We start from the raw sequence: 12,379 nt of genomic DNA on the forward strand, positions 1-12,379 counted from the left end.
GGTGAGGCGAGCGGTCACCCATCAGTGTCGTCACCCCAGCTCTGGCTGGGTGTCGGACCCTCTGGAAGAGTGTGCGTAAGCCACGCGAACGGGTAAGGGGTTGTCGCATGACGGAGACCGGGGGACCGTCCGGGCCGGAAGGTGCCGAGACGCCGAAGCCGCAGGCGGACGCACCGACACCGCCGCGCGGTGAAGTGCCGCCACCGCCTGCGCCGGAGCAGCAGTGGCAGTCCCCGTCAGGGGCGGCACCGCCGCCTCCCCCACCGTCCTATCAGCCCCCGCGGCAGCAGTATCCGGACTGGAAGGTCGGGCTCGGCAGGCCAGGGGTCATCCCGCTGCGCCCGCTGAACCTGACCGACATCCTCGACGGCGCGATCACGACCATGCGCCGGTACTGGCGGATGGTCTTCGGCGCCGCCGGGGTGACCGCCGTGCTCACCGCCGCCATCGACCTGATCGGGTTGCTGCTGGTCGACACGACCGAGGACCTCGAGCGGATCCGCGATCTCGGCCCGGCGGCCACGGATCAGGAAGTGATGAACCAGCTGCTGGGCATGCTCGGCGGATCGCTGGCGGTGAGCTTCATCAGTCTCATCGCCACCATGGTCGGGACGACGCTGCTCACCGGCTTCCTGACCGTCCTGATGGGCAAGGCCGCGCTGGGCAAGCCGGTCGTCTTCAAGGAGGCGGTGAAGGAGGCGGCGGCGCGGCTCCTGCCGCTGCTCGGGCTGACCGTGCTCTACACGCTGGCGATCCTGGTCGCGGCGATCTTCTGTCTCATCCCCGCGATCATCCCGTTCACCTTCTGGGCGCTGGCCAGTCCGGCGCTGCTCCTGGAACGCGGCACCGTGCGCGAGGCGTTCCGTCGTTCGGTGAAGCTGGTCTCGGGGATGTTCTGGCGGGTCTTCGGAATCCTGCTGCTGGCCGCCGTGATCTCGGGGTTGCTGGCGTCGATCATCACGACGCCGTTCAGCTTCGGCGCCTTCATGTCCGTCTTCACCGATCCCCAGCAGGTGTACATCCCCTCGACCGGTGACCTGATCCTGCAGTCGGTCGGCACCGTGATCGCGCAGACGATCGTCGGGCCGTTCACCGCGCTGGTCACCGTCATCCTCTACATCGACCAGCGGATGCGCCGCGAGGGCATGGACATCGAACTGGCCCGTGCCGCCGGCATCACGCCGCCGCCTCCGCCGCAGGCATGGTGACGCGTTTCCTCACCGAAGTCCCGGTCGACATCGACCGGGACACCGCCCGGCTGCGCGCGGCCGAGGAACTCTCGGGTCCGGCTTACCAGGCCGCGAAGCCGAGTTGGCTGTCCGAGGCGTTCAGCTGGGTCCTCGAAAAGCTGCTGAAGTTCCTCACCACCGTCAACAGCGCCGTGCCCGGTGGGATCTTCGCCGTCGTGGTGCTGATCGTCGTGGTGATCGTGCTGTTCGTGGTGATCCGGCTGCGGTCCGGTCCCTTGGCGACCTCGGCCAAGGGGGAACGCGCGGTCTTCGCCGGGCGGCGCAAGCCTTCCGGTGAACACCGCAAAGCGGCCGCGGAGGCCGCGGCGCGGGGCGACTTCGACGACGCCGTCCGGGAGATCTTCCGTGCCGTGGTGCGGTCACTGGAGGAACGGGCGCTGCTGGACGAGAAGTCCGGCCGGACGGCCGACGAGGCCGCCATCGAAGCCGGACGGTTGCTTCCGGACGTCGCCGACGCACTGCGCGCCGGCGCCCGGTTGTTCGACGATGTCCACTATGGAGGGATACCGGCCACCGAGGCCGGTTACCGGTCCTTGTCCGAATTGGACGATCGCTGCCGCCGTTCCCGGCCCGTCGCGCTGGCGGCCGGATGACCTCGGTTTCGCCCGACGCCCGCCGGATCTGGCGCGGGGTGCGGCTCCCGCTCGCGGTGATCTTCCTCGTCGTGCTGACCGGCACGCTGCTGGTCCTCGCCAGAGGTGAGCAGACCCCCGGCGCCCTCGAACCGGGTTCTTACGAGCCCGGCGGCAGCCGCGCGCTGGCGACCCTGCTGGAACGGGAAGGCGTCAAGATCCCGGTCGTGCGCACCGCCGCCGCGGCCAAAGGTGTCGCGAGGGACGCGACCGTCTTGATCACCCAGCCCGCCTACCTGCCCGAGAACACGTTCGCCGAAATCCGGCGGAACGCCAAGCACGTCGTACTGGTGCAGCCGAGTCCCGGCATGCTCGAGGAGATCCTTCCCGGGGTGCGCTCGACCGGTCAGCTGGAAATCCAGACCCGCGCCCCGGACTGCCAGGCGGCGGATCCCGTCGCCGCGGGCAGCGCGACGATGGGTGGCTTGAGGTACACGGCCACGCAGCCGCGAGCACAGGATTGCTACGGCGGTTCGTATCTCGAAGTCCCCGGTTCACAAGCGACGGTGACCGTGCTCGGCTCTCCCGACCTGCTGACCAACAAAGAGTTGTCGGCCGAGGGCAACGCGGCGCTCGCCATGCGGCTGCTCGGGAAGCACGAACGGCTGGTCTGGTACCTGCCGACGCCGGCGGATCCGTCGCTCGAAGCGGAGAAAAAACCGCTGTCCGAACTGATCCCGGCCGGCTGGTCGTACGGGGCTTTGCAGGCCGGGATCGCGGTCGTCCTGTTGGCGCTGTGGCGCTCCCGGCGGCTCGGGCCGGTGGTGACCGAACCGATCCCGGTCGTGGTGCGCGCGGCCGAGGCCACCGAGGGCAGGGCTCGGTTGTATCGCAAGGCGAAGGCCGCCGCGCACGCCGGGGAGACCCTGCGTGAAGCGGCCCGCGCGCGGCTTCGGCCGTTGCTGGGACTGACCCGCGACGCCGAACCCGCGGCACTGGTGGAATCCGTCGCCGCGCGGACCGGCCGGGCCCCGGTCGAGATCGGCGCGCTGCTGTACGGGGATCCGCCCGCCGACGACGCCGCGCTGGTGCGGCTGGCGGACGGACTCGACGTCGTGGAACGAGAGGTGGAGCGGTCTTGAGTACCGAACAGACCGAACAGACCGGACAGTCCGGCCAGTCCAATGTGGATGGTGCGGCCGAGGCGCGGGCGGCACTGATCGCGTTGCGCGCCGAGGTCGGGAAGGCCGTCGTCGGCAACGACGCGGCCGTCACCGGGCTCATCATCGCGTTGCTGTGCCGGGGACACGTGCTGCTCGAAGGCGTTCCCGGCGTGGCGAAGACCCTGCTGGTACGCGCCTTGGCCGCGGCGCTGGACCTGGAGACGACCCGGGTGCAGTTCACGCCGGACCTCATGCCGGGCGACATCACCGGCTCGATCGTCTACGACGCGCACAGCGGCGAATTCTCCTTCCGCGAGGGCCCGGTGTTCACGAACCTGCTGCTGGCCGACGAAATCAACCGCACGCCGCCGAAAACGCAGTCGGCACTGCTGGAGGCGATGGAGGAGCGGCAGGTCTCCAACGACGGCAAGACCCGGCCGTTGCCCGATCCGTTCATCGTCATCGCGACGCAGAACCCGGTCGAATACGAAGGCACTTACCCGCTTCCCGAGGCGCAGCTGGACCGGTTCCTGCTGAAACTGACCATGCCGACGCCGTCGCGCGAGGACGAATTCGGCATCCTTTCCCGGCACGCGCAAGGATTCGACCCGAGGAACCTGGTCGCGGCCGGGCTGAAGCCGGTCGCCGGGGCCGCCGAACTCGACGCGGCGCGGCGCGCGGTCGCCGGGGTCACCGTGCGCCCCGAGGTGCTCGCCTACATCGTCGACGTCTGCCGGGCGACGCGGGCGCTGCCGTCCGTGCGCATCGGTGTCTCGCCGCGTGGCGCGACCGCGCTGCTGGCCGCGACGCGCGCGTGGGCGTGGCTCGCCGGCCGCGACTACGCCACCCCGGACGACGTCAAAGCCTTGGCGCGGCCGTCTTTGCGGCACCGGCTCGATCTGCGGCCCGAAGCCGAACTCGAAGGCGCGACCGCCGACGGTGTGCTGGACCGCGTCCTCGCGTCCGTGCCCGTCCCACGCTGATGGCCGTCACCGGGCGGCTCGGGCTGCTGGCGCTCCTCGCGGCGCCGGTGGTCGGCCTCCTGCTGCCGTCGTGGACCGGGATCGGGCTGGCGGCCGCGGTCGTTCTTCTGTTGGTGGCACTGGATCTCCTGCTCGCCGGCAGTGTCCGGCGGCTGCGGTTCGCGCGGTCCGGTGCGACGTCCGTCCGGCTGGGGGAGGCCTGCGAGATCACGCTTACCGTCGCCAATCCCGGTGGCCGCCCGGTGCGCGCGTGGCTGCGGGACGCCTGGCCGCCCAGCGCCGGCGCGGACGACCGGCACCGCTTGACCTTGCCCGCGGGCGAACGCCACGTCGTGACCACCCGGCTCCTGCCGACCCGGCGTGGCGACCGGCGGGCGGTCCGGATCACCGTCCGGTCGACCGGCCCGCTCGGCCTCGCGGCACGGCAGGGTTCGCACGAGGTGCCGTGGACCGTGCGGGTGCTGCCGCCGTTCCACAGCCGTAAGCATCTGCCGTCGCGGCTGGCGCGGCTGCAGCAGCTCGACGGCCGTAACGCGGTACTGATCCGTGGGCAGGGCACGGAATTCGACTCGTTGCGCGAGTACGTGATCGGCGACGACGTCCGCTCGATCGACTGGCGGGCCTCGGCGCGCGCGTCCGACGTCATGGTGCGGACCTGGCGCCCCGAACGCGACCGGCACGTGGTGCTTGTCCTCGACACCGGCCGCGTTTCGGCTGGCCGGGTCGGGGACGCGCCGCGGCTCGACGCGGCGATGGACGCCGCGCTGCTGCTGGCCGTGCTCGCCGCGCGGGCGGGTGACCGCGTCGACCTCTTCGCCTACGACCGTCAGGTACAGGCCGCGGTGCAGGGTTCGACGGAACTGTTGCCCGCCTTGGTGAACGCGATGGCGCCGCTCGAACCGTCACTCATCGAAACCGACGCGCGCGGGATGGTCGCGGAGGTGCTGCGGCGGACCCGGCGGCGCGCGCTGGTCGTCCTCCTGACCGGTCTGGACGCGGCGCCGCTCGAAGAAGGCCTGTTCCCGGTGCTGTCCAAACTGACCTCGCGGCATCAGCTGGTGGTCGCTTCGGTGGCCGACCCGCGGGTGGCCGACATGGCGGCGGGCCGTGGTGACGCGGAGGCCGTCTACGACGCCGCCGCGGCCGAGCGGGTGCTGGCCGAACGGCGTCAGGTCACCGCGCGGCTGGCGCGGCACGGGGTCGAGGTCGTCGACGCCGTGCCCGAGGACCTCCCGCCGCGGCTGGCCGACCGGTATCTCGCGCTGAAGGCGGCCGGGCGACTCTGAGGTCCTGTGCGCTTCGGCTGAACCCGATGGTGTGGTGCCGGTTGGCGGCGGGCGCCACGGCCTGTTAGGTCGGAAAGGGATCCAGACCGACAGGACGACAGGATTGGGGTTCGGCTTGCGCAGGATCGTGCTGTTCTTCGCGTTGCTCCCGGTTGTGCTCCTCGTGTCGCCCGCTTCGGCGCAACCGGCCGGGACGCCGGTCTACCTCGCGGACGGCGGCGGAACCCTTTCGCTGGCCGCCACCGACGGCAAGCCGGTCCTCGCCGACGCGAAGGACGCCGCGGCGCAATGGGTGTACGACAAGGCGGCGCTTTCGTACAAGCATGTCGCGAGTGGACAGTGCCTGGCGACGATCAGCCCCGTCGACGGCGTCGGGGTCAAACTCGTGGCGTGCGACGGCAAAGACCGTTACCAGCAGTGGCGCCGCAACGCCGGGCTGCCCGGACTGGTCCTGCTGGCGAACGTGGCGACCGCGCGCTGCCTGACCGCGGAGGCGCCGACCGCCGGTGCGCGGCTCTACCAGGAGGTCTGTTCGCTGCCCGGCCTGTCCAACACCTGGGCCGCCGGGGTGCGGACGCTCGCGATCCTGTCCGGCAACGGCCAGCGGCTGTCGTCGAAGTCGCCAGGGCAACCGTTCGCCGTCCGGGTGATCGGGGAGAACGGCCAGCCCGCGGCCGACGTCCCGGTGAACTTCTTCGTGCGTGCGGCGCGGCCGAAGAACGTGCTGGTCTTCGAGGGCGGTGCCGAGACCGCGTCGGCGAAGACCGGTGCCGACGGTTCGGCGACGAGCCCGAAGATCGTCCTGACCGAACCCGGCGAGTTCGAGATCCGGTTCGCGGGCAGCGCGAGTCTGGAGGACGGGAACAGCATCGCCTTCGAGGGCAGCTGCACCTGCTAAGGGGGCCATCATGTACTGGGGAAGGTGTGAAGGGCTGAGTCGCGGGGAGGGCCTTCACGCGCCGTCGTTGTGGCTGGTGGGGCCGCTACCGGGCTCCCCTGCCGGAAGCCGGCCTCGACTCGGGTGTCCGCAAGAGACCCTTTCCGGAGACAGGTGTCCAACTTGAGCAGTTTGCATGGTTTCGGGATGGGGTCGTACTTCTAGGCATCAATCAGACACCGAGCCGGTTGGTGACGGCGGGAGCCAGCCGCGACAGGGTCGCGAGCGCCACGCTTGAGACGCTGATCGTCCCCGGCGAGGCGCATGAGACATCCGGGCTCCTCACTCCTCATGGTCACACCCGGAACCGCGCCAGGGCACGCCACACGCACGACCGTCCATGACCTTCCACCCGTGAGCGGCCGGCTCAGCCGGCTTCTGGTCGGGAATCACCGGCGTATCGCCAGTCGACATCGCCCGTTTCCCCCGCTTTCGCGGCCTTTCGCCCGACCACGAATACGTAGAGCAAAAAGGCGACTTCGGCGATCACGCCGATTCCGACCCGCGCCCAGGTCGGCAGGCCCGACGGGGTCACGAAGCCCTCGATCACGCCGGAGATCAGCAACACCACGGTCAGCCCCAGCGCCATCACCACGACCGACCGCCCCTGCTCACCGAGTGCCGCCGTCCGGGAACGGCGTCCGGGGTCGACGACCGTCCAGCCCAGCTTCAGTCCCGTCCCGGCCGCGACGAACACGGCGGTCAGTTCCAGCAGGCCGTGCGGGAGGATCAGGCCGAAGAACACGTCGAGCCGTCCGGCCGAGGACATCAGCGCCGCGCCGATCGCGAGGTTCAGCGAGTTCGCCCAGAGCGCGTAGATCACCGGGAGACCCAGCACGACGCCGAGGAACAGGCAGGTCGCCGCCACCCACGCGTTGTTGGTCCACACGCGTGCGGCGAAGGAGCCCGCGGGGTCGGACGAGTAGTACGTCTCGTACTTGCCGCCCGGCGCGGTCAGGTCCTTGAACTCCTCCGGCGAGGCCAGCGACGCGAGCACCTGCGGGTCACCGGCGATCCACACCGCCGCGATCGCCATCACCGCGATCGACGCCGCCGCCGACGCGAGCCACCAGCGCCTGCTCAGGTACAGCGCGGCCGGGAAGCGCTGGGTGAAGAACAGGCCGACCTCGCGCCAGGCCGGGTTGTGCGAGCCGGTGACGGCCGAGCGCGCCTTCGCGACCAGGCCGGACAGCTGCGCGACGAGCGCGGGGTCGGGCGCGACCGAGCGGATGATCGAAAGGTGGGTCGCGACGCGCTGGTACAGCGTCACCAGCTCGTCGGCGTCCTGGCCGCTGAGCTTCCCGGCACGGCCGACGAGGTCACGCAGCCGGTCCCATTCGGCCTGATGCGCGGCGACGAACACGTCCACGTCCAACTCGGAGCCCTCCCCGGCGATCGTCCTTGGTCGCCCAGCCTATTCGTCACTACGCTTGCCAGGTGGAACAAGAGTCCGAACTCGTCACCGGCGAGGCCGTCGTCCTGGACATGCGCGCGGCGAAACTGGCCAGCCGAGGGCTCGCCATGATGATCGACGTCGCCCTCCAGCTGATCGCGCTGTTCGTCGCGATGCTGGTACTGAGCCAGGTCATCGTGTTCGGCGACGAAGCGCTGATAATGACCCTGTTCCTGGTGACCCTCGTGCTGATCATGGTCGGCTACCCGGTGATCTTCGAGACGCTCAGCCGGGGCCGCACGCTCGGGAAGATGGCGCTCGGCCTGCGCGTGGTCCGCACGGACGGTGGTCCGGTCCGGTTCCGGCACGCGCTCGTCCGCGGGCTCGCCGGGTTCTTCGTCGACTTCTGGGCGCTGGGTCTGCTCGGCGTCGTGGCGGTGGTCACGTCGCTGCTGTCACCCAACGGACGCCGGGTCGGCGATTACCTCGCCGGCACCCTGGTGATCCGGGAACGCGCGCCCGCCTCCCGGACGCCGTACGTCGGGATGCCGCCGGAGCTGGCGTACTGGGCCTCGCAGCTGGACTTGACCCGGTTGCCGGACGACCTCGCGCTGGCCGTCCGCCAGTACCTGAGCCGGACGAGCGAGCTGCGTCCCGAGGCGGTCGAGGCTCTCGGATACGGGCTCGCGCAGCAGATCGCGGCGGCGATCGGGGCGCCGGTGCCGCCGGGGGTGCCGTCGTGGGCGTACCTGTCGGCGGTGCTGGCGGAGCGCCGCCGCCGGGATCAGGCGAAGCTGCAGCACGCGCCGCTTCAGTCTGCCGTGCAGTACGTGCCGCCGGTGCAGGCCCAGCCGGTGCAGCAGCCGTACCCACAGCCCTATCCGCAACCGCAGCCGTATCCACAGCCGTATCCGCAGCCGCAGCCGCAGGCCGCCGCTCCCGCGCCGGTCGCCCAGCCGGTCCCGCCGCCTGAGCCGGAGAACCCCTTCGCCCCACCCGGCTGACCCCCGCCACGCCGGCGGGCACGCCACGCCTCGGACGCCGTGAAGGCCTCCTTCCCTACTTTGAGGGTCAGGGTCCCCGGCAAAGTCGCGATTTTGCAGGTGAGTCGACTATTCCTGCGCTGCAGCGGGGCCGCCTGCACCGGTGGCGGAGCTTGAGTGTCCACAAGGGACATCATCGAGCGATTGAGCGCCCGATTGATGTCGCTATGTGCGGTTCTGCGTGGGGTCGTGAGTGGCGAATAGGGTTAGAACCCTCATTGCCACTCACGACCCCCGCCCAAAACCGCGCAACTTGCCCAAATCGGGCACATTTGTCCAACAAAGTGTCCCTTATGGACGATCAAGAGCCGGGTGAGGCCCCTTGCGCGAGCCCGCTTCCTCCGGGGCCACCTGGCTGACCCCGGCCAGGCCTTCACGGCGTGTCGGGTGACCAGGAGCGCCGCATTTAGAGGACGAAATGCGGCCTCAGGACACTTCGGACGAGTTCGCCGCCCACGTGTTGCACTGGTACATCCGGTTCTTCTGCGCGCCGTGCTGCCACCATGAGATGGCGTGCGCGTCGGAACCGTGGTCGCGCGGGCCGCCGTTGTGGTCGCCGCGGTCCTGCGATCCCCACGCGTCCCGGTACATCGCCTGATCGACCGAGCCGCCGCGGCCCACCGTCGAGCCGAGGAACGTCCCGGAAAGGCACTGCGCCGAAAGTTCGTTCCGCCGCGACATCTCCAGGCCCGCCGCCGAGTCGGTGCCCGCTTCGTACCGTGCGTCCCAATAGGCGTCCGAGATACCGGAAAGCGCCTGGATGTGGTGTGCGTACTCGTGGGCGAAGACGGCCAGGTAGACCCCGGGCCGGTTGCCGTACTGGTCGACCTGGAGGCCTTCGTACGGCATGTACAGCGTCTCGTTCTGCGAGCAGTAGAACGCCGCCACCGAGCCGTTGCTGGCGTCACCGCACGGGCTCGACCAGTTCTTGCCCGACGGGTACTTCACGGTCGGGATCCGGAACGGCAGTTTCGTGTAGTTCATGACCTGTTGCCACACACTGTCCAGACAAGGCCGCGCGCTCTCGAAGAAAGCCGACGCCGCGTTCGGGTTGTTACCCCAGCGCGAGAGGTTGCACGCCTGGTTCGGCAGGCCGACGTCGGTGTTCAGCCACAGCGGGTTGTCCGCCAGCTTGTGCTGCGGTTGCGGGCCGGACGGTGCCCGGCTGGCCGAGGTCTCGCGGGTCGAGCCGGTCGAGCCGGTCGAGGTCCCGCGCGTGGCGGTCGAATCACGCGAGCTGGTGCCAGTCGTGGTGGAGGTGTCACTGGACGTGGTCGTCGTCGAGTAGTCCGAAGTGGACGTGGTCGGGTAGGCGCCGGTCGTGTACCCGGCGTCCGCGACGTGGTGTGGACCGCTGTTCGCGATGGCGATCACCATGATCAGCCCGCCCATCACCGCCATCACGGCCACGATCGCGACGGCCGCGATGACACCGCCGTTCGACTTCTTCGCGCGGTATCCGCCGTAGGGCATGAACGCCGGCTGCGTGAAACGCGGGCCGTAGGGAAGCTGCGGCGGGCCGACGGCACCGGGCTGGAACGGGACCGGGGCGCCGATCCGCGGCGGCGGAAGCGGAGCCGCGCCCGGCGGGGGGAGCGGTGTCCCGCCGCTCGGCGGACCCGGCCGGTACGGGGGCGGGATCGGCGTCGGCTGGGAGATCGGCGGCCTGCCAGGGCCCGGCTGACTCGGGCGACCAGGCGGAACCGGGCCGCCACCTGGGCCCGGCCGGTTCGGCGGCGGAACCGGCGGCCTGCCCTGCGGACCACCGCGAGGCGGCAGCGGGCGCGCTCCCGGCGGCGGGAGCGGACGGCCACCCTGCGGAGGCCGTGGTGGAGTCGGCCGGTGCCGCGGATCAGGCGGGCCGGGCGGCTGGTGGTTCATCGAGTGGATCCCCCATGCGGTCTGCAACGCCTTCCGCCCCAGGTGGCGGGTTTCGGCGTTTCGGCGGTCAGCATAGATCGGCTGGCCTAGAGTGTGTGGCTGTGTTGACGAAATGGGGGACGGCGGTCGTGGCCGTCGCGGCGAGCACGGCCTTGATGGCCCCGCCGACGGATTCGAACGTTCCGGAGGCGCCCGAAGCGGGCCCTTCGCTGACGAACGCGCCGCAATTGCCGAAGCCGCCGCCGCTCGGCGCGCGCGGCCAGCTCGGGCTGCTGCAGCCACCGAGCGGCGCGGCCACGAACGTGGCGGTGAAGGTGGAACGCGACGGTTCGGTGTCGATCACCGAGCAGGTGACCGTCCCGGGTGGACAGCACCTGGTACGCCGGATTCCGTTGAAGGTCCCCGCCACCGACGAGCAGGACCGGGTATACGGCATCCGTGACGTCTCGGTCGAAGGCGCGGGCAAGACCGAGCTGACCGGCGAGCAGCTGGTCGCCACCTTCGACGGCGGAGCGGCCACCCTCAAGTACAAAGTGGACGGAGCGGTCGCCGACGTCGGCGGCGCGCAGCAGGTGCGCTGGCAGGTCGCGAGCGGCTGGGACGGCGAAGTGTCCCGGGTGTCCGCTTCGTTCAGTGCGCCGACCCGCGAAACGCCCACAGTGGACTGTTTCGCCGGGCCGCTCGGTTCGGACAGGCAGTGTTCGCTCGCCGAGACCGACCACAGCGGTGTCGTCCGCATCGAACAGGACAAGCTCGCGGCCGGGGAGCGGGTCGACCTCGCCGTCCAGCTCCCGGCGGGCACCGTGCCTGCCAACGCGCGCTTCGAGCGCGTCGACTCGGTCGGCGGCGCGTTCGCGCTGACCACGCTCACCGGCATCGGTTTCGGGGTACTGGCGCTGTTCCTCGTGCTCGGCGCGCTCGCCGTCTGGCTGGCGCGCCGTCGCGACAAGGGCGCGCTGACCGCGGGCACCGGTCCGGTCGACGTCCTCATGCGTGACGGTGATCGTGTCTCCTTCGCCTCGCCGGACGGCGTCCTGCCCGGCCAGGTCGGCACGGTCGTCGACGAGACGGTCGACGTCGTGGACGTCAGCGGCACGGTGGTCGACCTCGCGGTCCGCAACTACCTGTGGATCGCCGAGGTCCGCGGCGCCGGAACCGTCGACTGGCAGATCGCCCGCCGCAACGCGCCGGACGAGCACCTCGTCGCCTTCGAGCGCGAGATCTACACCGCCCTCCTCCCCGAGGGCACCGATTCCGTGCTGCTGTCGGAACTCCGCGGCCGCGGCACCGTCGACCTCCGCGTCGCAGGCGAGGCGATGTACGCCGACGTCGTGCACAAGGGCTGGTTCTCGCGCCGTCCGGACAAGAGCCGGAGCAAGCTCACCTTGGCGGGCGTCGGCCTGGTCGCCCTCGGTCTCGTGGGCACCGTGGTGCTGACGTTCACCGCCGGGCACGCGCTGCTCGGGGTCGCGGTGGCGCTCGCCGGGCTCGCCGTGCTGCTGGGCGCGTCGTGGGTGCCGCCGAGGACCTCGCGCGGCAGGCGTCTCGTCGGCCAGGTGCGCGGACTCCTCGAATACCTGCACACGGTCAAGGTCGCCGACATTCCGTTGGGGGACCGGGAGATGGTGTTCTCCCGGTCGCTGCCGTACGCCATCGTGCTCGGCGACACCGAACACTGGCTCCGGACGTTCGAGGCGCTCGACCCGTCGGCGGACGGTTCGGCCGGGCTGTACTGGTTCGGCGGGCTCGAAGGCGATCGGGATCTGCGCCGGTTCGCCGCGCATCTGCCGTCGTTCCTGTCCGCTTTGGACGGTCTGCTCGCCGAATCCGGTCACCTGCGCTCCATCCGCCCGGAACCGGTGCCCGCCTGA

10 protein-coding genes are annotated in these 12,379 nt (G+C 70.7%); 8 read left to right on the forward strand and 2 right to left on the reverse strand.

Features of this window, described 5'->3' with window-relative positions; genetic code table 11:
• The first annotated feature begins 107 nt into the window (after positions 1 to 107).
• The 6 genes from ACZ5ZX_RS27380 (at position 108) to ACZ5ZX_RS27405 (ending at position 6,152) form a co-directional block, all read left to right on the forward strand.
• Positions 108 to 1,208 (forward strand): DUF7847 domain-containing protein, encoded by a 1,101-nt coding sequence (locus ACZ5ZX_RS27380; RefSeq protein ID WP_465504832.1) that lies wholly within the window; start codon positions 108 to 110, stop codon positions 1,206 to 1,208.
• Entirely contained in the window at positions 1,202 to 1,843 is a 642-nt protein-coding gene (locus ACZ5ZX_RS27385) for a DUF4129 domain-containing protein (protein ID WP_465504833.1), read from the forward strand. The genes ACZ5ZX_RS27380 and ACZ5ZX_RS27385 overlap by 7 nt, the downstream gene beginning before the upstream one ends.
• Positions 1,840 to 2,964, forward strand: coding sequence for a DUF4350 domain-containing protein (locus ACZ5ZX_RS27390; RefSeq protein ID WP_465504834.1), 1,125 nt, complete (start codon positions 1,840 to 1,842; stop codon positions 2,962 to 2,964). The genes ACZ5ZX_RS27385 and ACZ5ZX_RS27390 overlap by 4 nt, the downstream gene beginning before the upstream one ends.
• A 44-nt stretch (positions 2,965 to 3,008) precedes the next feature.
• Entirely contained in the window at positions 3,009 to 3,968 is a 960-nt protein-coding gene (locus tag ACZ5ZX_RS27395) for an AAA family ATPase (protein WP_465504941.1), read from the forward strand.
• Positions 3,968 to 5,254: a DUF58 domain-containing protein gene (locus ACZ5ZX_RS27400; protein WP_465504835.1), complete on the forward strand. Its 1,287-nt coding sequence runs from the start codon at positions 3,968 to 3,970 to the stop codon at positions 5,252 to 5,254. Before ACZ5ZX_RS27395 ends, ACZ5ZX_RS27400 begins: the two co-directional genes overlap by 1 nt.
• 115 nt (positions 5,255 to 5,369) lie before the next feature.
• Positions 5,370 to 6,152: an RICIN domain-containing protein gene (locus ACZ5ZX_RS27405; RefSeq protein ID WP_465504836.1), complete on the forward strand. Its 783-nt coding sequence runs from the start codon at positions 5,370 to 5,372 to the stop codon at positions 6,150 to 6,152.
• 406 nt (positions 6,153 to 6,558) lie between these two features.
• On the opposite strand, the gene ACZ5ZX_RS27410 is transcribed toward ACZ5ZX_RS27405, so the two are convergent.
• Entirely contained in the window at positions 6,559 to 7,566 is a 1,008-nt protein-coding gene (locus ACZ5ZX_RS27410; protein ID WP_465504837.1) for a stage II sporulation protein M, read from the reverse strand.
• A gap of 62 nt (positions 7,567 to 7,628) precedes the next feature.
• Here ACZ5ZX_RS27410 and ACZ5ZX_RS27415 point away from each other — a divergent pair, with 62 nt between their 5' ends.
• Positions 7,629 to 8,588 carry an RDD family protein gene (locus ACZ5ZX_RS27415; protein ID WP_465504838.1) on the forward strand — a complete coding sequence of 320 codons (960 nt, stop codon included), beginning with the start codon at positions 7,629 to 7,631 and terminating at the stop codon, positions 8,586 to 8,588.
• 465 nt (positions 8,589 to 9,053) lie between these two features.
• Here the strand turns inward: ACZ5ZX_RS27415 and ACZ5ZX_RS27420 are convergent, their stop codons facing one another.
• Positions 9,054 to 10,508 carry a neutral zinc metallopeptidase gene (locus ACZ5ZX_RS27420; RefSeq protein WP_465504839.1) on the reverse strand — a complete coding sequence of 485 codons (1,455 nt, stop codon included), beginning with the start codon at positions 10,506 to 10,508 and terminating at the stop codon, positions 9,054 to 9,056.
• A gap of 101 nt (positions 10,509 to 10,609) precedes the next feature.
• Between ACZ5ZX_RS27420 and ACZ5ZX_RS27425 the strand changes: the two genes are divergently transcribed.
• Positions 10,610 to 12,379 carry a DUF2207 domain-containing protein gene (locus tag ACZ5ZX_RS27425; protein WP_465504942.1) on the forward strand — a complete coding sequence of 590 codons (1,770 nt, stop codon included), beginning with the start codon at positions 10,610 to 10,612 and terminating at the stop codon, positions 12,377 to 12,379.

This window comes from Amycolatopsis sp. NPDC033938 (assembly GCF_055575975.1).